The 21293-nt window shown below is 73.6% G+C and carries 16 protein-coding genes; 11 read left to right on the top strand and 5 right to left on the bottom strand.

What is annotated here, in order from left to right:
• Positions 1 to 6: 6 nt before the first annotated feature.
• The 3 genes from BLT82_RS01280 (at position 7) to BLT82_RS01270 (ending at position 3955) form a co-directional block, all read left to right on the top strand.
• Positions 7 to 1071 carry a TIGR04222 domain-containing membrane protein gene (locus BLT82_RS01280; protein WP_093651884.1) on the top strand — a complete coding sequence of 355 codons (1065 nt, stop codon included), beginning with the start codon at positions 7 to 9 and terminating at the stop codon, positions 1069 to 1071.
• A 252-nt stretch (positions 1072 to 1323) separates the two neighbouring features.
• Positions 1324 to 2169 (top strand): TIGR04222 domain-containing membrane protein, encoded by an 846-nt coding sequence (locus BLT82_RS01275; RefSeq protein WP_093651883.1) that lies wholly within the window; start codon positions 1324 to 1326, stop codon positions 2167 to 2169.
• 181 nt (positions 2170 to 2350) lie between these two features.
• Positions 2351 to 3955: an alpha/beta hydrolase gene (locus tag BLT82_RS01270; RefSeq protein WP_093651882.1), complete on the top strand. Its 1605-nt coding sequence runs from the start codon at positions 2351 to 2353 to the stop codon at positions 3953 to 3955.
• Between the two features lie 64 nt (positions 3956 to 4019).
• Here the strand turns inward: BLT82_RS01270 and hemQ are convergent, their stop codons facing one another.
• A complete protein-coding gene (gene hemQ, locus BLT82_RS01265) occupies positions 4020 to 4739 on the bottom strand; it encodes a hydrogen peroxide-dependent heme synthase (RefSeq protein ID WP_093651881.1) in 720 nt (239 codons plus the stop codon).
• Positions 4740 to 4743: 4 nt separating this feature from the next.
• Entirely contained in the window at positions 4744 to 6189 is a 1446-nt protein-coding gene (hemG, locus tag BLT82_RS01260) for a protoporphyrinogen oxidase (RefSeq protein WP_093651880.1), read from the bottom strand.
• 273 nt (positions 6190 to 6462) lie between these two features.
• On the opposite strand from hemG, the gene BLT82_RS01255 reads away from it, so the two are divergent.
• The gene (locus BLT82_RS01255; protein ID WP_093651879.1) at positions 6463 to 7404 is read left to right on the top strand and encodes a DUF4349 domain-containing protein; all 942 of its coding nucleotides are present in this window, start codon (positions 6463 to 6465) and stop codon (positions 7402 to 7404) included.
• A gap of 28 nt (positions 7405 to 7432) precedes the next feature.
• Positions 7433 to 8836 (top strand): FAD-dependent oxidoreductase, encoded by a 1404-nt coding sequence (locus BLT82_RS01250; RefSeq protein ID WP_093651878.1) that lies wholly within the window; start codon positions 7433 to 7435, stop codon positions 8834 to 8836.
• Positions 8837 to 8912: 76 nt separating this feature from the next.
• Here the strand turns inward: BLT82_RS01250 and hemE are convergent, their stop codons facing one another.
• Positions 8913 to 10025 (bottom strand): uroporphyrinogen decarboxylase, encoded by a 1113-nt coding sequence (hemE, locus tag BLT82_RS01245; protein WP_093651877.1) that lies wholly within the window; start codon positions 10023 to 10025, stop codon positions 8913 to 8915.
• A gap of 90 nt (positions 10026 to 10115) precedes the next feature.
• Between hemE and BLT82_RS01240 the strand changes: the two genes are divergently transcribed.
• The 5 genes from BLT82_RS01240 (at position 10116) to BLT82_RS01220 (ending at position 17478) form a co-directional block, all read left to right on the top strand.
• Positions 10116 to 10784, top strand: a complete 669-nt coding sequence (locus BLT82_RS01240; RefSeq protein ID WP_093651876.1) for a DUF3000 domain-containing protein — start codon at positions 10116 to 10118, stop codon at positions 10782 to 10784.
• Between the two features lie 453 nt (positions 10785 to 11237).
• On the top strand, positions 11238 to 11900 hold the full coding sequence (locus BLT82_RS01235; RefSeq protein ID WP_093651875.1) for a helix-turn-helix transcriptional regulator: 663 nt from the start codon (positions 11238 to 11240) through the stop codon (positions 11898 to 11900).
• Between the two features lie 80 nt (positions 11901 to 11980).
• Positions 11981 to 13264, top strand: a complete 1284-nt coding sequence (locus BLT82_RS01230; RefSeq protein WP_093651874.1) for an HRDC domain-containing protein — start codon at positions 11981 to 11983, stop codon at positions 13262 to 13264.
• An 837-nt stretch (positions 13265 to 14101) separates the two neighbouring features.
• A complete protein-coding gene (locus tag BLT82_RS01225) occupies positions 14102 to 15352 on the top strand; it encodes a thiolase family protein (RefSeq protein ID WP_093651873.1) in 1251 nt (416 codons plus the stop codon).
• Complete coding sequence (locus BLT82_RS01220; RefSeq protein WP_093651872.1) at positions 15349 to 17478, top strand: 3-hydroxyacyl-CoA dehydrogenase NAD-binding domain-containing protein; 2130 nt, start codon at positions 15349 to 15351, stop codon at positions 17476 to 17478. The genes BLT82_RS01225 and BLT82_RS01220 overlap by 4 nt, the downstream gene beginning before the upstream one ends.
• Positions 17479 to 17639: 161 nt before the next feature.
• On the opposite strand, the gene BLT82_RS01215 is transcribed toward BLT82_RS01220, so the two are convergent.
• The gene (locus BLT82_RS01215; protein ID WP_093651871.1) at positions 17640 to 18749 is read right to left on the bottom strand and encodes a DUF8189 domain-containing protein; all 1110 of its coding nucleotides are present in this window, start codon (positions 18747 to 18749) and stop codon (positions 17640 to 17642) included.
• 172 nt (positions 18750 to 18921) lie between these two features.
• Here BLT82_RS01215 and BLT82_RS01210 point away from each other — a divergent pair, with 172 nt between their 5' ends.
• Complete coding sequence (locus tag BLT82_RS01210) at positions 18922 to 19293, top strand: PIN domain-containing protein (protein WP_093651870.1); 372 nt, start codon at positions 18922 to 18924, stop codon at positions 19291 to 19293.
• Between the two features lie 377 nt (positions 19294 to 19670).
• Here the strand turns inward: BLT82_RS01210 and BLT82_RS01205 are convergent, their stop codons facing one another.
• On the bottom strand, positions 19671 to 21182 hold the full coding sequence (locus BLT82_RS01205; RefSeq protein ID WP_093651869.1) for an amino acid permease: 1512 nt from the start codon (positions 21180 to 21182) through the stop codon (positions 19671 to 19673).
• Positions 21183 to 21293: the final 111 nt, after the last annotated feature.

Genomic DNA, 21293 nt, shown 5'->3' with positions numbered 1-21293 from the left:
CCTCGGATGCCGCTGAACGTATTCGCCGTCCTCGTGTACCTCGCCGTGGGCGTCTCCTCGATCCTTCTGGTCAAGGGCCTGGCGAAGGCGCGCCGCGGCCCGGGCGGCCCGGTGCACGACGTCATGGAGGCGGCGTTCCTCAACGGCGGGCCCGCGAGGGCCGTCGACGCCGCGCTGACCGCCATGGTCACCGACGGCCGGCTGATGGTCGGCGGGCCGGGCATCGTCGCCGTCCGGCGTCCCGTCGCCCGCGACCATGTCGAGCGCGCGGTCCTGGACGAGCTGACACGGGCGCCGACCGGCGCCCTGGACCAACTCCGGCTCGCGGTGATGCGCAATCCCGCCGTACAGGAGATCGGTGACGGGCTCGCCGCGCGCGGGCTGATGATCGCGCCCGGCGACGTCCGGCGCTGGAAGACCTGGGCCACCTGGCAACTCGTGCTGTCCCTGGTGCTGCTGCCGGTCTCGTTCGTCACGACGTTCGTGCAGTACGCGTTCCACGAGGGCTTCGCCGACATGCCGTTCCCGTTCGTCGTCAAGGTGCTGCCCGCGTGCTTCGTGGGCGCGATCGTCGCGACGGTGTGCTCGTCCCGGGCCCGCAACCGCGTCACGGCGGCCGGACGCCGCGCGGCCGCGGACTACCGGATGGCGCACGCGTACCACACCGACGCCGGCCATCTGGTGGCGTTCGGCGGGCTGCGCGCCGTACGCGACCCCGTGCTCCAGGGGCAGTTGATCACGGCGGCCCGGCTGGTGCGCGCGGGGCAGCCCGCCCGGGCCGGTTCCCGCGGCACGGGCGACCGCCGCAGCGGTACGGCCGACACCGCGGCGTATGTCCCCATCGCCGTGTGGTGCGCGGCCTCCGGCAGCGACCCGGGCGGGACCGGAGGTGGAGGCTGCGGGGGCGCGGGCGGCAACTCCTGCGGTTCGGGCGGCGGTTGCAGCAGCGGCTGCGGATCGAGCGGGGGCGGTTCGGGCGGTGGGTCCGGCTGCGGAGGCGGTTCGGGCGGTGGGTCCGGCTGCGGAGGCGGTTCGGGCGGTGGGTCCGGCTGCGGAGGCGGTTCGACGTGATGCGCACGGACCCGGGGCGGGGTGCGGAGGCCGAGGAGCACGCCGCTCCCCCGGCCCCGGGCCGGCCGGTCGGTCCGGGGCCGGGCCCGTCGCTCCGGGACCGTGCCGGTCGATCGGGGCCGTGACGGCCGGGCCGGGGCCGGGCCGTGACGGTCGATCCGCATCCGGGCCCGTCGATCCGGGGCCGTGCCGGTCGGTCCGCATCATGGAATTCCCGTGGCGCCCGGGGGCGATGTCGCGTAGAACACGGCCATGCTCTGGGTGATTCTCCTGCTTGCGGCCTGGGCCGCGGCCGGAATCAGCTGCGGCCGGCTGTGTCTCGCCGCGGCCGCGGCCGCCGACGGCGGTCACGGGCCTGACACCGTGCACGACCGGGAGGACGAGACCCGAACGGCCGGCGATCAGGCCCGGGGTCCGCACGGGAAGCGCCAGTTGAGCCTGTACGAGGCGGCCTTCCTCGCCGGCGGTCCCCACCGCGTCACCACGCTGACGTTGGTCTCGATGCACCGCGCACGGCGGCTGCTGCTGGCGCACACCGGCTGGGTGACCGTCGTCGACCCTGAGGGCGAGGACGATCTGGAGCGCTCGCTCATCGACGCGATCGGCCCCGGTGGCCAGTCCCCGATAGCGACGGCCAGGCGGGCCGCGGAGTCCACGGAGGCGGTTCGCGCCCTGTCCGAACGGCTCGTCGTCTCCGGTCTCGCCGTTCCCGAGGCGATCAGGTCGGGCCTGGCGGGCGCCATGCGCGCGGTGCGGGCCGCGGCCGCGTTCACCGTCGCACTCGCGGCCGTCGCCCTGCTGGTGCTCCCCCATGAACCAGGTTCCCGCGGCACGGTCGCGGTCTGGTTCGCGCTGCCGCTCGTGCTCACCCTGGGATGTCTGGTGATAGCTCGGGTCGAGGTGCATCCGTACACTCGCTGGGCCTCACCGGCGGGCCGCCTGCGACTGCGGGGGCTCGTCGACGGCCGCGACGGATCCGGACCGCCCGACGGGGAACCGGGCTTCCTCACCGACGTCGCCGTGAACGGAGTGCGCGCCCTCGACGACCCGGCCCTGCGCTCCGTGCTCGACGACCGGTGGCCGACCCGCCGCGCCTGACCACGGCGCAGCACAGCACGTCACGCCGAATCACGTCAGGTCGCATCACGTCACGTCTGAAGTGTGAAACATTACGCGTGCCGCAAAAGGGTCATTGAGCGCGACACCCGAACAAGATCCTTTACAAAGTCCGGTGTTCTGGTGACCTTCGAGCCACGACCGGTGGTGCGAAGGGAACGCGATGAGAACAGCAGCCCTGTACGGAGCCGCCGGAGCCGCCGGCTCCCTGATCCTGTCGGCCCTCGCGGCGGCCCCTGCCGCCGGAACTCCCCCGTACGGCGCCCCGGAGGACCGCGGGACCGTCGTCGCCGCCGCTCGGGCCGTTGCCGCCGGCATCACCTTCGGCGCCTGCCCGGCCGAGGAGGACCTGCCGCCGACCGTCGAGTGCGCCGCGGTCCGGGTCCCGCTCGACTACGCCGACCCCTGGGGCCGGCAGATCGATCTCGCCGTCAGCCGGGTGAAGGCGACGGGCGGATCCGCGGTACGTCAGGGCGCGCTCCTGTACAACCCCGGTGGCCCCGGCGGTTCCGGCATGTACTTCCCCGCCCTCGCCAAGGAGCCCGCGTGGAAGCGCATCGCGGAGGCGTACGACATGGTGGGCTACGCACCACGCGGCGTCGGCCGTTCCGCGCCGATCTCCTGCGAGCACCCGATGGAGTTCACCAAGGGACCCACCGCCTCCCCCGTCCATCCCACCGCGGCGGAGAAGCGGGAGGGCATCGCCCGTGCGCGGGCGTACGCACGAGGCTGCGCCCACAACGCCGGCCCTGCGCTGCGGCACTACAACTCGCTCAACAACGTCCGTGATCTGGAGGTGCTGAGGGCGGCGCTCGGCGAGCGGCAGCTCACCTTCCTGGGTGCCTCCTACGGCACCTACCTCGGCGCGCTGTACGCGGTGATGTTCCCCGAACGGGTGCGGCGCATGGTGCTCGACTCCCCCGTCGACCCCGACCCGGCGAAGGTCTGGTACCGCAGCAACCTGGAGCAGTCGCTCGCCTTCGAGAACCGGTGGGCGGACTTCCGGGCCTGGGTCGCCCGGCACCACGCGACGTACGGCCTCGGCTCGACTCCCCAGCGGGTACAGGCGAGTTACGACCGGGCGCGCGCCCTTCTGGCGAGGAAGCCGGCGGGCGGCACGGTCGGCCCGGGCCAACTGCAGTCCGCCTTCACCCGGACCGTCTACAACGACCTGTACTGGCCTCGCCGCGCCCTCGCACTGTCGGCGTACCTCAAGGGCGATCCGCGGCAGCTCGTCAAGCAGGCGAAGCCCCGCGCATCCGCGGCGGCCGAGGAGGAGAACGGCAACGCGGTCTACACGGCCGTGCAGTGCAACGACGCGCCCTGGCCCGCCGACTGGGCGGTGTGGGACCGGGACAACACCGCGCTGGCGCGGCGGGCGCCGTTCGAGACCTGGGCCAATGTCTGGATGAACCTGCCGTGCGCGTACTGGGAGCCGCCGCGGCAGCGACCGGTGGACGTGCGCACGGGCCCGGGGGACGTGCCGCCGCTGCTGATCCTGGCGGCCGAGCGGGACGCGGCGACTCCGTACGCGGGTGCCCTCAGGCTCCAGGAGCGCCTCGCGGGTTCAGTGCTGGTGACGGAGCGGGGCGCGGGGACGCACGGCATCTCCGGCGGTGACAACGACTGCGTCAACGGCCACATGGAGGCGTACCTGCTGACCGGCAGGACGCCGGTGCGGCGCGCTTCGTGCGCGCCGCACCCGCAGCCGGACCCGGTGTCGCTGGACCAGCGGGCGGTCGAGCGCGTGCTGCCGCCGGCTGTCTGATCTTCCGGGTCAAAGGGAGGCGGGCCGCCCGTGCGGGGGCCCGCCTCCAGGTCGTCCGCGGCCGTCAGGCCAGGCCGGCCACCAGGTCCGCGACGCTCTTGCGGCGCCCGGTGAAGAAGGGAACCTCCTCGCGGACGTGCATCCGGGCCTCGGAGGCGCGCAGATGACGCATCAGGTCGACGATCCGGTACAGCTCGTCGGCCTCGAAGGCGAGCAGCCACTCGTAGTCGCCGAGGGAGAAGGAGGCGACCGTGTTGGCGCGCACGTCCGGGTAGCCCCGGGCCATCTTGCCGTGGTCGGCCAGCATGCGGCGGCGGTCCTCGTCGGGGAGCAGGTACCAGTCGTACGAGCGCACGAACGGGTACACGGAGACGTAGTTGCGCGGCGTCTCGTCGGCGAGGAAGGCCGGGATGTGCGACTTGTTGAACTCGGCGGGCCGGTGCAGCGCCATGTTCGACCACACCGGCTCCAGCGCGCGGCCGAGGCGCGTGCGGCGGAAGAGGTTGTACGCCTCCTGGAGCTGGTCCGCGGTCTCGGCGTGCCACCAGATCATCAGGTCGGCATCGGCGCGCAGGCCGGACAGGTCGTACGTGCCGCGAACGGTGACGTCCTTGGCCGCGAGCTGGTCGAACAGCTCCTGGACCTCGCCTGCGTACCCGGCGCGGTCCGCGTCCTGCGGCAGCACGTCCCGGAGCTTGAAGACGGACCACAGGGTGTAGCGGATGACCTCGTTGAGGTCCTTCGCCTTCTTGCCGGCGTTCGGGATCTTTTCGGGCGCACTCATAGGGCTATTCTCGCCCGTCACGGACAGTGCCCTGCACCAGGGGGGCCGTGGCGACGATCTCGTCCGCCGCACGCCGGCCGCTGCCGATGCAGGCGGGGATGCCCACGCCGTCGTACGCCGCCCCGCAGACCCGCAACCCGGGGAGCGCGGCGACGGCGTCCCGGATGCGGGCGACCCGGTCGAGATGCCCGACGGGGTACTGCGGCAGGCCGCCGATCCAGCGGGTGACCTCGGTGGCGACGGGTCGTGCGGAGAGTCCGGTGGCCTCGCTGAGGTCCTTGAGGGAGGCCGCGACGAGGTCGTCGTCCTCGCGGTCCAGCTGTTCCTCCTCTCCGTAGCGGCCGACGGAGGTGCGCAGCAGGAAGAGCCCCGGGGCGCTGTCGGCGACCCAGCCCCACTTCTGCGCGGAGAAGGTGGACGCCTTGATCGTGCGGCCGTCCACCGGCGGCACGAGGAAGCCGGAGCCGGCGGGCAGTGCGGCCGTGTCGGCGCTGCGGAACGCGAGGGTGACCAGCGCCATCGACGCGTACTCGACCCGTGCGAGCTCGGCGGCGGCGGCCGGGGCGGCGTCGGCGAGCAGCGCGGAGGCCGACCAGGCGGGGGTGGCGAGGACGATGCCGTCCGCGGTGAGCTCCCGCTCGTCGGTGCGGATCCGCCAGCCGTCGGTGCCGTGGGTGAGGCCCAGCACGGGCGTACCGGTGAGGATCTCCCCGCCGGCGGCCCGGACGGCGTCCGCGACGGCGGGCGGGAAGGTGCCGATGCCCCCGTCGAGGCCCATGAACACGGGGCCGGTGTCCTGCCGCTCGGCGGCCCGGCGCTGCACTTCGCGGACGCCGTCCAGCAGGTTGCCGCCGGCGGCCCTGGCGGCGTCGAAGAGGGCGGGGACCGCGGCCCGCATGGAGATGCGGTAGGCGTCGCCCGCGTACACGCCGCCGAGCAGCGGCTCGACGAGCCGGTCGACGACCTCGCGGCCGAGCCGTTCGGCGACGAATCCGCCGACGGCGACGTCGTCACCCAGTTCGGCGGGGGGCAGTTCGCGCTCCCGCCCGATCCTGGCGATGCCCTCGGCGGACAGCAGCCCGGACAGCGCGTCGGGGCTGCCGGGGACGCCCATCACATGGCCCTTGGGCATGGGACGCAGGGCATCGCGGGTCCACACGGAGGCCGTGGTGGTGGCGGGGGCGCGCAGCCGGTCGCCGAGCCCGACGGCACGCGCGAGGGCGACCGCCTCGGGCCGGCGGGCGAGCATCGACTCGGCGCCCAGGTCGACGGGGGCTCCGGCGATCTCTCCGGCCCTGAGCTTGCCGCCGAGCCGGTCGGTGGCCTCCAGCAGGGTCACCCGCGCCCCGGACGTTGCCAGTCGGTGCGCCGCCGCGAGGCCGGCGATCCCGCCGCCGATGACGACGACCCGGCCGCTGCGGGCTTGGGGGTGCTCTGACGAGGGCAGCATGCCTCCACTCTCTCAAACCGCCCCGGATCGAACGCCATCGGCTCGGGCCCGGCCGCCGGTCCCGTCCCGGGCCGTCGCGTGCCGTGCCGCGTACCGTCCCGCGCACTGCCGTTCGTACCGCCGTCCCCTCCCCGGCCCTTCCTGCCGGGCCGTCGCGTGCCGTGCCGTAACGAGTCCCTACCGTGACCGCTTCGGAATCGGGGCCGGGCAACCCCGCCCGGCGGCCGCACGTCGAACCGGCACCGACCCACCGCATCCCTTGGGGGGACCGACATGCGTGCACGGCACAGGTTCGCGGCAGTACTTCTCGTCACCTCACTCGCACTCGCCGGCTGCGGCGCCTCCGACGGCAAATCCGCCTCGGGCGAACATGCCGCCGCGGCTCCGGAGGCGGCGAAGGGGGGCGCCCCCGGCGCGGCCGCCGACGCCGCCTCCGGAGCCGCGGGGCCGAAGGCCGGCGCGCCCGGCGCCGGCGCCGGCGCCGGGCAGCCACTGCCCGCCACCCACGTCATCAGGACCGCCGACCTGGCCGTGGAGGTGAAGGACGCCACCCGCGCGCTCGCGGAGGCCCGTACGGCGGTCGAGGGCGTCGGCGGGCACGTCGCCGACGAGTCCACCGAGCGGGTCGGCCGGGACCGCGTCGAGTCGACCCTCGTGCTGCGGGTGCCGCAGGAGCAGTACGCGTCGGTCCTCGCCCGCCTCTCGGGCGCGGGGAGGCTGCTGTCCCGGAAGGCGGACGCCAAGGACGTCACCGACCAGGTCGTCGACGTGGAGAGCAGGGTCTCGACGCAGCGGGCGAGCGTGGCACGGGTGCGGGCGCTGATGGACCGGGCGACCGAGCTGTCGGACGTGGTCACACTGGAGGGCGAGCTGAGCAGGCGTCAGGCCGAGCTGGAGTCGCTGCTGGCCCGCCAGGCGTCGCTGAAGGACCGGACGACGATGGCGACGATCACGCTGCGGCTGTCCGAGCCCGAGAAGCCGGAACAGCCCGTCGACGAGGGCGGTCCGGGCTTCCTGGACGCGCTGTCGGGCGGCTGGGACGCTCTGGTGTCGACCGCACGGTGGGTGGCCGTGGTGGTGGCCGCGGTGTTCCCGTTCGGCGCGGCGCTCGCGGTGCTGTACGCGGTGTGGAGGTGGCTGCTCCGGCCGCTGCTGGCGCGGCGGGCCGCGGCGGGGTCCGGCTCCTCCTCGGCGCAGGCCCCCGGGCGGGATTGAAGGGCCGCTCCCCCGTAGCGTGTTCCGTATGGAACGAATGGTGGTCATCGGCGGCGACGCGGCGGGTATGTCCGCCGCGTCGCAGGCGCGCAGGCTCCGGGGTCCCGAGGAGCTGGAGATCGTCGCTTTCGAGCGGTCCCACTCCGCGTCGTACTCGGCGTGCGGCATTCCCTACTGGGTCGGCGGCGACGTGGGCCACCGCGACGAACTCGTCGCACGCACACCCCAGGAGCACCGCAGGCGCGGGATCGATCTGCGCATGCGCACGGAGGCCGTCGAGATCGACGTCCCGGGGCGGCGCGTCAGGGCCCGGGATCTGGAGTCCGGCGCGGAGTCGTGGACGGACTACGACAAGCTCGTCATCGCGACCGGTGCCCGGCCCGTGCGGCCGAGGCTGCCCGGGATCGACGCGCCGGGCGTGCACGGCGTGCAGACCCTCGACGACGGCCAGGCGCTGCTGGACACCCTGGCGGGGCTGGAGGGCCGGCGCGCCGTGGTGGTGGGCGCGGGCTACATCGGTGTGGAGATGGCGGAGGCGCTGCTGAAGCGCGGCTTCGACGTCACCGTCGTCAACCGGGGCGAGCAGCCGATGGCGACGCTGGATCCCGACATGGGCCGGCTGGTCCACGAGGCGATGGACGGCCTGGGCATCACCACCGTGAACGGCGCGGAGGTCACCAAGATCCTCACCGGCCCGGACACGGGGTCGCCCGACGTGCCCGGAGGGACGCGGGAAAGGGTCCGCGCGGTCGCCACGGAGGAGGGGGAGTTCCCGGCGGACGTGGTGGTGCTCGGCATCGGCGTGGAGCCCGAGACGACGCTGGCGCGGGCGGCCGGGCTCCCGCTCGGGACCCACGGCGGGCTGCTCACCGATCTGTCGATGCGCGTACGCGGGTACGACCACATCTGGGCGGGCGGCGACTGCGTCGAGGTCCTCGACCTCGTCTCGGGCCGCGAGCGGCACATTCCCCTCGGCACCCACGCCAACAAGCACGGCCAGATCATCGGGGCGGGCGCCGGGGGCGGCTACGCCACGTTCCCGGGGGTGGTGGGCACCGCGGTGAGCAAGGTCTGCGACCTGGAGATCGCCCGCACCGGCCTGCTGGAGAAGGAGGCCCTCGCGGTGGGCCTGCGCTTCGTGACGGTCACCGTCGAGTCGACCAGCCGTGCGGGCTACTATCCGGACGCGGCGCCGATGACGGTCAAGATGCTCGCCGAGCGGCGGACGGGCCGGCTCCTGGGCGTCCAGATCGTCGGGCGCGAGGGTGCGGCCAAGCGCGTGGACGTCGCGGCGGTCGCGCTCACCGCCGGGATGACGGTGGAACGGATGACGGCCCTGGACCTGGGCTACGCCCCGCCCTTCTCCCCCGTGTGGGACCCGGTCCTGGTGGCGGCGCGCAAGGCGACGGCGGCGGTGGCGAGGGCGGGCTGACGGCTCGTCGGCGGCACCGTGCGGAGGCACCGAGGGCCCCGTCCCGGCGGGGCGGGCGGGGCCGGTCGTGGCGAGGTCAGCGCGCCGTGCTCGTGTGGACGTACTCCACGAGGCGGGTCAGGGCGTCGGGGTCGGTGGTGGGCAGTACGCCGTGGCCGAGGTTGAAGACATGGCCCTCCAGCCCGCGCGCCGCGTCCAGGACCTCGCGGGTCTTGGCCTCGACCGCCTCCCGGGTGGAGAACAGCACCGCCGGGTCCAGGTTGCCCTGGAGCGCCTTGCCGGGACCGACCCGGCGGGCGGCCTCGTCGAGCGGCACGCGCCAGTCGACGCCGACGACGTCCGCGCCGGCCTCGCCCATCGCACCGAGCAGCTCACCGGTTCCGACACCGAAGTGGATGCGCGGCACACCGTACTCCTCGACCGCGGCGAACACCTTCGTGGAGGCGGGCATGACCGAGCGGCGGTAGTCCGCGGGGGACAGCGCGCCGACCCAGGAGTCGAAGAGCTGCACGGCGGAGGCCCCGGCCTCGATCTGCACCTTCAGGAAGGCGGCGGTGATCTCGGCGAGCCGGTCCAGCAGGTCGGCCCACAGCTGCGGGTCGCCGTACATCAGCGCCTTGGTGTGCTCGTGGTTGCGGGACGGCCCGCCCTCGACAAGGTAGCTGGCGAGGGTGAACGGGGCGCCCGCGAAGCCGATGAGCGGGGTGGCGCCGAGCTCACCGGTGAGCATCCCGATCGCCTCGGTGACGTACGAGACGTCCTCGGGGGTCAGGTCGCGCAGCCGGGCGAGGTCCTCGCGGCGGCGGATCGGCTCGGCGACCACGGGCCCGACACCGGGCTTGATGTCGAGGTCGATACCGATGGCCTTGAGCGGCACGACGATGTCGCTGAAGTAGATCGCGGCGTCCACCTTGTGGCGGCGTACGGGCTGCAGCGTGATCTCGGTGACGAGGTCGGGCCGCATGCACGACTCCAGCATCGGGATGCCCTCGCGCACCTTCAGGTACTCGGGCAGCGACCGCCCCGCCTGCCGCATGAACCAGACCGGCGTGTGCGGCACGGGTTCGCGTCGGCACGCCTTAAGGAAGGCGGAATCCCGCAGGGCGTCGGTCGTCGGCTGCTGGCCCGCGGACGGGGCGTCCCCGGCGGGGGAGGTGCTCCGAGCCGGGGGAAGGTCGTTGGCGCTCACGCCCAGAATCTTCGCATGTGCGGGCACGGAGCATGCGCGGGTGGGTGTCCCTCCCTGCGCCGGGCCCGCGTTCCGCCTACTCTTCCCCGCATGGCTGCGGCTCAGGGACAGTTCTCCGATCCATCCGACGGTGCCGAGGGCACGGACGACGCCGAGCGGAACTCCGTGCCGCGGGCGTTCCGGCTCGCGGTCGACGCGCTGCGTGCGGCACGGCTGCGGCCCGGGATCGAGGTGGACCCGGCCCGGCCGCCGCAGCGGCTCGCGCCCCACGCGTACGCCCTGGAGGCGGCCGTCGTCGACGACGGCGAGGACCTGGCCGACGGCCGGCTGGTCCTGCTGCACGACCCGGACGGCCACGAGGCGTGGCAGGGCACGTTCCGGCTGGTGACGCTGGTGCGCGCCGAACTGGAGCCGGAGATGGCGGCGGACCCGCTGCTGCCGGAGGTGTGCTGGTCGTGGCTGACGGGCGCGCTCGAGGCACGGAACCTCTCGTACGGGGAGCCGAGCGGCACCGTCACCCGTGCGGGGTCTCACTACTTCGGAGGACTCGCGGACCGGCGTCCGGCGACGCAGATCGAGATCCGGGCGTCCTGGACCCCGCGCGAGGGCCGCGACGGGGCCCCGGACACCGCGGCGCACCTCGCGGCCTGGTGCGACCTGCTCTGCCAGATCGGCGGGCTGCCGCCCGCGGGCGTTCCGGACGGCGCGACGGCGGGCGTCGTCACCCTGCCCCAGCGCCGCGGACCGCACGCTCCGTAGCTTCCCGGCGGGACGCAAGGTGCCCGGCGCGGCGTCGCCGGGGCGTCGCTGCGCGGGAGACGCTGCGCGGGAGACGGCATAAGGAGGGGCCTCGGGCGGGCGTCGCGGACGCGGCGCCGGCACGGGCACCACCGGAACAGGTACTGGAGCGGCGCGGGGCGGACCGAAGCCGTCGCGGCCGCGCGTCGGCTCGCGGGGTCGGCGGCCTCAGCCACGGCCCGCGACGGCGGGATCCGGCCACGGCCAGGGCGTGTGAGGGGCGCCGGGATGTCCGGACGGGATCACAGCATGATCGATCACGCGTCCTAATTGCCGGAATTGTTACTCACCAAATCGTGATCTTTCTCTAAAGGCGACCAGGTTTGCTGCCGAAGAGGTGGTGACCCATCAAGCACGGTTCGCCCCGGCTTCATCCCCGAGCCGGCTCCGTCCCCCACCTTCCCAGGAGGCCTGGTGTCCGTTCTCCTCGAGCAGCCCGCAAGCCTGGTCGCCTACCGCCCGAACAAGCCGACGGCCATGGTCGTCGTGGCCGACCCGCGCGTCCGCTCCACCGTCACCCGCCACCTGTGGGCGCTCGGGGTGCGTGATGTCATCGAGGCGTCGTCCATCGCGGAGGCCCGTCCCCGCGTCGGCAATCCGCGCGACATCTGCGTGGCCGACGTCCACCTGCCCGACGGCAGCGGGCTGACGCTGCTGTCCGAGACCCGCGCCGCGGGCTGGCCCAACGGCCTCGCCCTCTCCGCCGCCGACGACATCGGCGCGGTCCGCAACGCGCTCGCCGGCGGGGTGAAGGGCTACGTCGTGACCGGTACGCGCACCAACCTCGGCCACCCCACCCGCCCCGGAGCCGCCCCCATCGGCGCCGCGGCCGCCCGGCTGCACCGCCGTCCCCCCGGCGCCCCGAGCCACCCGGGCGGCTACCGCGAGCTGTCGGGCCGCGAGGTGGAGGTGCTCCGGCTGGTCGCGGAGGGGCAGTCGAACAAGGCGATCGGTGTCTCGATGGGCCTGTCCGCCCTGACGGTGAAGAGCCACCTGGCCCGCATCGCCCGCAAGCTCGGCACCGGTGACCGCGCGGGCATGGTGGCCGTGGCGCTGCGCACCGGCATCATCCACTGATCATCCTTTACATCGGACCAGCGCCCGTCGACGGAACGTTCCGTCGACGGGCGCTTGCCGTTCACGGATACCCTTGACAGGTGACCGACGCCCAAGAGACCGCAGCAGAGCCGGACCTGCGCACCACCGGGGGCGGCCCCCCGGACGGCGGCGTCTCTGACGAAGGGGCGCCGATTCCCCTGCTGGAGCCGCGGGAAGGCATCCCCCCGGTGGTGTCCACGCCCGAGGCGCTGGAGTCCGTCGTCGCCGCGTTCGCCGCCGGCAGCGGTCCCGTCGCCGTCGACGCCGAACGCGCGTCCGGCTACCGCTACGGGCAGCGCGCGTACCTCGTCCAGCTGCGCCGCCAGGGCGCGGGCACGGCACTCGTCGACCCGGTCGGCTGCCCCGACCTCTCCGCGCTCGGCGACGCTCTCGCCGGCACCGAGTGGATCCTGCACGCCGCCACCCAGGACCTCCCGTGCCTGCGCGAAATAGGCATGCTGCCGACCCGGCTCTTCGACACCGAGCTCGCCGGGCGGCTCGCCGGCTTCCCCCGGGTGGGCCTCGGCGCCATGGTCGAGTCGGTCCTGGGCTACGCCCTGGAGAAGGGCCACTCGGCGGTGGACTGGTCGACCCGCCCGCTCCCTGAGCCCTGGCTGCGGTACGCGGCGCTCGACGTCGAGCTGCTCGTCGATCTGCGGGACGCGCTGGAGAAGGAGCTGGACCGGCAGGGGAAGCTGGAGTGGGCGCGGCAGGAGTTCGAGGCCATCGCGTCGGCGCCGCCCGCGCCTCCGCGCAAGGACCCCTGGCGGCGCACGTCGGGCATGCACAAGGTGCGCCGCCGCCGTCAGATGGCCGTCGTACGGGAGCTGTGGACCGCCCGCGACAAGGTGGCGCAGCGTCGCGACGTCTCCCCCGGCAAGGTGCTCGGCGACGCGGCGATCATCGAGGCGGCGCTGGCGCTTCCGCTGAACGTGCACGCGCTGACGGCCCTGCCCGGCTTCGGGCACCGCATGGGCCGGCGGCAGCTGGAGCAGTGGCAGGCGGCGGTGGACCGCGCGCGGGGCCTGTCCGAGGCGGAGCTGCCGCAGCCGGGGCAGCCGGTGACCGGACCGCCGCCGCCGCGTTCCTGGGCGGACAAGGACCCGGTCGCGGCGGCGCGGCTGTCCGCGGCGCGGGCGGCGGTGTCCACGCTGGCGGAGCAGCTGAACCTGCCCCAGGAGAACCTGATCACGCCGGACACGGTGCGGCGCCTGTGCTGGGAGCCGCCGGCGGAGACGACCCCGGAGGCGGTCGCCTCCGCGCTGTCCGCGCTGGGGGCGCGGCCGTGGCAGGTCGAACAGGTGACACCGCTTCTGACCAGGGCGCTCCAGGCGACTCCCTGACCCGGCGCCGCGCAGGCTGTACGTGCCGTCGGCGCCGCACGTCCGCGCGGTGGCGCCGCACGCGCGGGGCCACCGCCGCTCGCGTGGCGCGCTCGGGCCCCGCACGGTCGGCTCCGGCGCCCGCGCGGCGCCGGGCCTCACGCCCGGGACGACACGGCCCGCCGCGACCGCGGCCATGCGCCGGATGCGGCGCGTCCCGGCTCACACGCCGGATGCGATGCGGCGGCCGCGTCACCCCGGGACCACTGGGCTCGCGCCCGGGACGACACGGTCTGCCGCCCCCGGACCATGCGCGGGATGCGGCAGGGGCTGCGGCGCCCCGGACCACCGGGCTCGCGCCCGGGACGGCACGGCCCGCCGCGACCGGGCCACGCACCCGATGCGGCGCGTCCCGGCTCACACGCCGGATGCGGCGCGTCCCGCCCCGCACTTCACGCTCGCGTGACCGGGACACGGGCCCCGCCCCGCCCGGGCCCTCCCGCCGGCGCACCGGAGCGCGAAAGGCCGCCGCCGTCGCGGACGGCCGTCCGCCCGGACGTACGCGCGCCGCAGCACCCGTAGGCCGGCGGGCACTTGGGGACCGGCGCACCGGCCGCCCCGAGCCGCGGCCCGGCACGGAGGACCGGTCGGGGCACGGAAGGCCCCCCGCGCGCACAGGTCGCCCGGCGCGCCGAGCGCGCGCCCGCCGCCGAGCCGGGGCGAACGCATGTGACGTTCGCCGCTCCCGCCGCGAGGGGTGGGCAACCCAGTTACCCGCAAGTAGCATGAGGGCAGCAAGCGCACGCTTAGCCGTGTGCCACGCAGCAGTGCCACCCCGCACCCTGGAGGAGAGCCATCGTGCCTCGTACCGTCAGGGACGTCGTCTTCGTCGACGGCGTCCGCACCCCGTTCGGCAAGGCGGGCCCGAAGGGCATCTACCACGAGACCCGTGCCGACGATCTCGTCGTGAAGGCCATCCGGGAGCTGCTGCGCCGCAACCCGGACCTCGACCCCAAGAAGATCGACGAGGTCGCCATCGCCGCGACCACGCAGATCGGCGACCAGGGTCTGACCATCGGCCGCACCGCCGGCATCCTCGCGGGTCTGCCGCAGTCCGTCCCGGGCTACTCCATCGACCGCATGTGCGCCGGCGCGCTGACCGCCGTGACCGCGGTCGCCGGGTCCGTCGCCTTCGGTGCGTACGACATCGCCATCGCCGGTGGCGTGGAGCACATGGGCCGCCACCCGATGGGCGAGGGCGTTGACCCGAACCCGCGCTTCGTGTCGGAGAAGCTCGTCGACCAGTCCGCCCTCTTCATGGGCATGACCGCCGAGAACCTGCACGACCGCTACCCGACCATCACCAAGCAGCGCGCCGACGAGTACGCCGTGCGCTCGCAGGAGAAGGCCGCCAAGGCATACGCCAACGGCAAGATCCAGAAGGACCTGGTGCCGGTGTCGGTGCGCCGCACCGCTGTACCCGACGGGGGCTCCGCCGCGGGCGAGGCGGGCGAGACGGGCTGGGGCCTGGTCACCGCCGACGAGCCGATGCGCCCGGGCACCACGTTCGAGAACCTCCAGGGCCTGAAGACGCCGTTCCGTGTCCACGGCCGCGTCACCGCCGGCAACGCCGCGGGGCTCAACGACGGCGCCACCGCCTCGCTGATCGCCTCCGAGGACTTCGCCCGGGAGAACAACCTCCCGGTCAAGATGCGCCTGGTCTCGTACTCCTTCGCCGGAGTCGAGCCCGAGGTCATGGGCTACGGCCCGATCCCCGCGACGGAGAAGGCCCTCGCCCAGGCGGGCCTGTCCATCGAGGACATCGGCCTGTTCGAGATCAACGAGGCCTTCGCCGTCCAGGTCCTGGCCTTCCTCGAGCACTACGGCATCGCCGACGACGACGCCCGGGTGAACCAGTACGGCGGCGCGATCGCCTTCGGCCACCCGCTGGCCTCCTCCGGCGTGCGTCTGATGACGCAGCTTGCGCGGCAGTTCGAGGAGCAGCCGGAGGTCCGTTACGGCCTCACCACGATGTGCGTCGGCTTCGGCATGGGCGCCACCGTCATCTGGGAGAACCCGCACCACAAGGACGCCGGAGGCGACAAGTGACCACCACCGCTGAGCTCCTGAAGGGCGCGGCCGAGCTGTTCCCGGACGAGGTCGTCACGCAGGCGCACGTACGCCACCTCGACCTCCCCGGCGGCGCGGGCAGGTTCGCCCTCATCACGCTGGACAACGGCCTGGACCACACCAAGCCGACGACGTTCGGCCCGCAGTCGCTCGCGAACCTCAACGCGGCGATCGACCAGGTCGAGAAGGAGGCGTCCGAGGGCGCCGTCGTCGGTGTCGGCATCACCGGCAAGCCGTTCATCTTCGCCGTCGGCGCCGACCTCAAGGGCGTCGAGCTGCTGAAGCGCCACGAGGACGCGCTCGCCATCGGCAAGGGCGGCCACGACGTCTTCAAGAGGCTGTCCTCGCTGGCCGTGCCGACGTTCGCCTACTACAACGGCGCGGCGATGGGCGGCGGCGTCGAGGTCGGTCTGCACTGCTCGTACCGCACGGTCTCCCAGGCGCTGCCGGCCTTCTCGCTGCCCGAGGTCTTCCTCGGTCTGGTGCCGGGCTGGGGCGGCTGCACGATCCTGCCGAACCTGATCGGTGCCGACAAGGCCGTCTCGGTCGTCATCGAGAACTCGCTCAACCAGAACAAGCAGCTCAAGGGCGCCCAGGTGCACGAGCTGGGAATCGCCGACGCGATCTTCGAGGGTGCGGACTTCCTGGAGCAGTCGCTCATCTGGACCGCGTCCGTCCTCAAGGGCGAGATCGTGGTCGAGCGCGCCGAGATCGACCGCGGCGAGGGCTGGGACGCGGCAGTCGCCCGCGGCCGTTTCATCGCCGACTCGAAGGTGCACGGTGCGGCCCCGGCCGCGTACCGCGCACTCGACATCATCGAGGCGGCCAAGGACGGCGACCTGCAGAAGGGCTTCGACGCCGAGGACACCGCGCTGGCGGACCTCATCATGGGCGGCGAACTGCGCTCCGGCATCTACGCCTTCAACCTGGTGCAGAAGCGCGCCAAGCGGCCGGCCGGCGCCCCGGACAAGAACCTGGCCCGCCCGGTCACCAAGGTCGGCGTCGTCGGCGCCGGTCTGATGGCCTCCCAGCTGGCGCTGCTCTTCCTGCGCCGCCTCGAGGTCCCGGTCGTCCTGACCGACATCGACCAGGAGCGTGTCGACAAGGGCGTGGGCTACGTCCACGCCGAGATCGAGAAGCTGCTGGGCAAGGGCCGCATCAACCAGGACAAGGCCAACCGCCTGAAGGCACTGGTCAGCGGTGTCCTGGACAAGGCCGAGGGCTTCGCGGACGCGGACTTCGTCATCGAGGCCGTGTTCGAGGAGATGTCCGTCAAGCAGAAGGTGTTCGCGGAGGTCGAGGCCGTCGCCCCGGCGCACGCGATCCTCGCCACCAACACCTCCTCGCTGTCGGTCTCCGAGATGGCCTCGAAGCTCAAGCACCCGGAGCGCGTGGTCGGTTTCCACTTCTTCAACCCGGTCGCGGTCCTCCCGCTGCTGGAGATCGTCCGCGGTGAGAAGACCGACGACGCCTCGCTGGCCACGGCGTTCGGTGTCGCGAAGAAGCTGAAGAAGACCGCGGTGCTCACCAAGGACGCCCCGGCGTTCGTCGTGAACCGCATCCTGACCCGCTTCATGGGCGAGATCCAGAACGTCATCGACGAGGGCACCCCGGTCGCCACCGCCGAGGAGGCGATCGAGCCGCTCGGTCTGCCGATGTCCCCGCTGGTGCTGCTGGAGCTCGTCGGCCCGGCGATCGGTCTGCACGTGTCCGAGACGCTGAACCGCGCCTTCCCGGAGCGCTTCACGGTCTCCCCGAACCTGAAGGCGGTCGTCGAGGCCGGCAAGCGCGGCTTCTACGTGTACGACAGCGGCAGGCCGGAGCTGGACCCGGAGGTCGCCGCGCTGCTGAAGCAGGGCGACGTCGTCCTGACGGAGGAGCAGGTCCGCGCCCGGGTCCTGGACGCGGTGGCGCAGGAGATCGGGCTGATGCTGGAGGAGGGTGTCGTCGCCGAGGCGCAGGACATCGACCTCTGCCTGATCACGGGCGCCGGCTGGCCGTTCCACCTGGGCGGCATCACGCCGTACCTGGACCGCGAGGGCGTCGCCGAGCGCGTCAACGGCAAGCGGTTCCTGGCGCAGGGCGTGGCGAGCGTCCCCGCGTGACCACGGGTCCGGGCGGCCGCCTGACCGGTGACGGTTCGGCGGCCTGACGGGCCGACAGGAACGGGCCGTACGGGAGAGATCCCGTACGGCCCGTTCTCGTGTGTCCGTCCGCGGGGGCGCACCCCGGCCGCGAGCGGCCCCGGAGCGCGCCGGCCGCGGGCTCAGACCCGCGTCCACGCCTCCATGGCCAGACCGGACTCGGACTTCTGGCGGGTCACGCGCAGGGAGCCGTCCGCGCCGAGGGCGGCGAGGACGACGCGGCCGGTGCCGTCGATGGCGAGGGCCGGGGCGCCGACGCAGGGATCGCCCGTGGGAGTCCAGTTGAGGCCGGCGGACTCCTCCTCCGTCGGATACGCGGCGAGCGCCGGGCGGCCGTCGGCGCCGCGCTGGGCGAGGATCGTGCAGTCCTGGCCGTCGACCGGCGTACGGAGCACGGCGACCGGTCCGGTGCCGCCCTCGCCGCCGAGGGCCGCGGGCGCGGCCATGCCCTCGCGCCAGGCGTGGACGGCGCCCGTGGCGGCGTCGCGCCAGAAGTGGGTCAGCCGCTCGCGGCCGGTGCGCTCGGAGCTCACCGAGCCGTCGGGGGCGGAGAACGCGATGTCGTCGGCGCGCTGGAACTTCACGCCCTGCGTCTCCTGGTTCCACCGCAGGACGGCGTCCTCCGTCGGGGCGAGGACCTCCATCAGCCCGTGGTCGGTGACCGACGCGGCGGGCAGGCCGAGCAGCCCGCTGCCCTTGAGGTCGGCCCACTTGTTCCACTTGCCGTTCGGCACCTGCGCCCGGCCGCAGACACCGCCGCCCGCGTTGCGCACGAAGACGTGGAGGGAACCCCCCGCGTCCACGACGGCCGCGGGAAGCCCTATGGTGGCCGCGAGGGCGCGGTCCTGGGCGTACGGGGTGCCGAGCGCGTACCAGTCCCGCATGGGGCGCCCCGACTGGTACTGGATGGCCTGGACGACGTCCGTGGCGAACTCGCCCCCGGCGACGGGCGTGCGCCGCAGCCCGACCAGCTGCACATAGCCGTCCGAGCCCTGGGCGATCGCCAGGTACGGCAGGATGCCGGGGGCGGGGAACAGCTCGGGGCCGATCCACCCCGGCCCGCCCGGCCGCTTCTCGGTCCAGCGCAGCACGCCGTCGACGGCGGGCGTGTACGCGGAGAGCCGCCCGTCCTTGCCGCGCAGCAGCCAGCCGGTGGTCGGCGGGAGCGACGGGTCGGCGGGGAGCGAGGCCGTCGCCCGGGCCGCCCGGCGCTGCCGGCCCTCGGCGCCCACGGTGTCGGGGGCGGTGCCCGTCCGACGCTTCGACCCCCGCGCAGACCGCAATGACATGGCCTGTTGCCCACCTTCCCTGAGCGCCGTGCAAGCGCTTGATTCACGTGACGATAACACCCGGCGACACACCCTTTTGCCCGCCCGCCGACCGGCCCTGTGACACGCTTCCGCCATGGGCACTGTCGTGATCGTCGATGGCGCGAACGTGGTCGGTTCGGTACCGGACGGCTGGTGGCGCGACCGCCGCGGCGCGGCCGAGCGGCTGCGCGACGGACTGGTCCCGTTCGCCGAGGAGGGTATCGCCGGACACCCCGGTCCGGTCGAGGTGGTCCTCGTCGTCGAGGGCCGGGCGAAGGGTGTCGGGCCCGTCCCCGGCGTGCGGGTCGAGGAGGCGCCCGGCAGCGGTGACGACCGGGTGGTGGAACTCGTCCGGGAGTACGCCGGCCGTCCCGCGGTCGTGGTCACGGCCGACCGGGGACTGCGGGAGCGGGTCGAGGCACTGGGCGCGCAGGTCGTGGGGCCGCGCACGGTCCGCCGCGGCTGACGGTTTGGTGGGCAGGTGTTCGGGGGCGCACGGGCCGAGTTCGCCGAGCCGGCCTGGGGACCCGGCTGGACGGCCGTGCGCGACGACCTGGACCTCCGTCCCGCGAGTCGCCGGCGATCCGCGCCGGGGCCAGCCGTGCGGCCCGCCGGCAAGGACGCGCCGGATGACCCGGCGACCGCGCGCCTCTCCCCCGTCCGAGGCCCGTCGCCGCCGCCGCTGTGGTCGGAGGGCGGCGCGCGAGGGCGCTGCGGGTGACAGGTGGCTCATCGCAACGCCGTCGGCCCCGTGTCTCCCGTTGTGGCGGGAGACACGGGGCCGGTGGGCGGGGGCGGGCCGAGCCGGGTGGGCGGGGCCGGGCCGTCGATACGGGCCGGCCCTCAGAACTCGGCCTCCTTGCCCACCTTGCCGAGGCGGCTGTGGGAGCGGCCGTAGAGGTAGTAGACGACCACGCCGATCGCCATCCAGACGGCGAACCGCAGCCAGGTCTCGGCCGGGAGGTTCAGCATCAGCCAGAGCGACGCCAGGATCGACACGATGGGCAGCGCCGGCACCCAGGGCGTCCGGAACGCGCGGTGCAGGTCGGGCCGGGTGTTGCGCAGGACGATGACGCCGAGCGCCACGATGACGAAGGCGAAGAGCGTGCCGATGTTCACCAGGGCCGCGAGCGCCTCGAGGCTGGTGAAGCCCGCGATGACGGCGATCACCACACCCAGCACGATGGTCGCCCGGTGGGGGGTGCGGAACTTGGGGTGGGTGACGGAGAAGAAGCGCGGCAGCAGTCCGTCGCGGCTCATGGCGAAGAACACCCGGGTCTGGCCCAGCAGCAGGATCATGCAGACGGTGATCAGTCCCACGACCGCGCCGAGGCTGATGGCGCCGGCGAAGAAGGGCTGGTCGACCGCCTTGAAGGCGTCGGCGAGCGGGGCGGTCGCCGACATCTCCGTGTATTTCTGCATGCCGGTGACGACGAGGGTCACGGCCACGTACAGCAGGGTGCAGATCAGCAGGGAGCCCAGGATTCCGCGCGGCATGTCCCGCTGCGGGTGCTTCGTCTCCTCTGCGGCGGTGGCGACGACGTCGAAGCCGATGAAGGCGAAGAAGACGATGGAGGCCGCGGTGAAGATGCCCATGACGCCGAAGTTCGTGGGCTCGTAGCCGAACAGCACCTGGACCAGCGGCGCCATGAGGCCGCTGCCCGTCTCCTGCGGCTTGGCCGGGGGGATGAACGGCGTGTAGTTGTCGGCCCTGATGAAGAAGGCGCCGGCGACGATGACCAGCAGCACCACGGTGACCTTGATCGCGACGACGATCGCGGTGATCCGCGCCGACAGCTTCATGCCGATGACGAGGACCGCGGTCAGCGCCAGGATGAGCAGGAACGCCAGCAGGTCGAAGTGGCCTCCCGCGTCGGGCCCGGAGAGCGCGGCGGGCATCTCCCAGCCCAGGTTGGTCTCCAGCAGGTGGCGCGCGTACCCGGACCAGCCGACCGCCACCACCGCCGTGCCGAGGGCGAACTCGAGGACCAGGTCCCAGCCGATGATCCAGGCGGGAAGCTCGCCGATCGAGGCGTACGAGAAGGTGTACGCCGAGCCGGCCACCGGCACGGTGGAGGCGAACTCGGCGTAGCAGAGCGCCGCGAGGGCGCAGACGATGCCGGCGGCGACGAAGGAAAGGGCGGTGGCGGGCCCGGCGTTCTCCTTGGCGGCGATGCCGGTCAGCACGAAGATGCCCGTGCCGATGATGACGCCGACGCCGAAGACGGTCAGGTCCCAGGCGGAGAGCGACTTCTTGAGCGCGTGCTCCGGCTCCTCCGTGTCCCGGATCGACTGCTCGACCGTCTTGGTCCGGAACGCCCCGGTGCTCCTCGGGGGCTGCTGCTGTGTGCTCACCGGCGTACCTCCGTACCCATGGCCTTGGATCCATGATCGAGAGGGGTGCGGAACCTCGCCCGCCCACGGAGTGCGTTTCACACGAAAGGACCGGCCGGAAACCTCTTACGG

Origin of the sequence: Streptomyces wuyuanensis, assembly GCF_900103455.1 — a bacterium.
Lineage (GTDB): Bacteria > Actinomycetota > Actinomycetes > Streptomycetales > Streptomycetaceae > Streptomyces > Streptomyces wuyuanensis.
The sequence above is the reverse complement of the archived record's forward strand: the minus strand, read 5'-3'. Positions and strand labels throughout refer to the sequence as shown.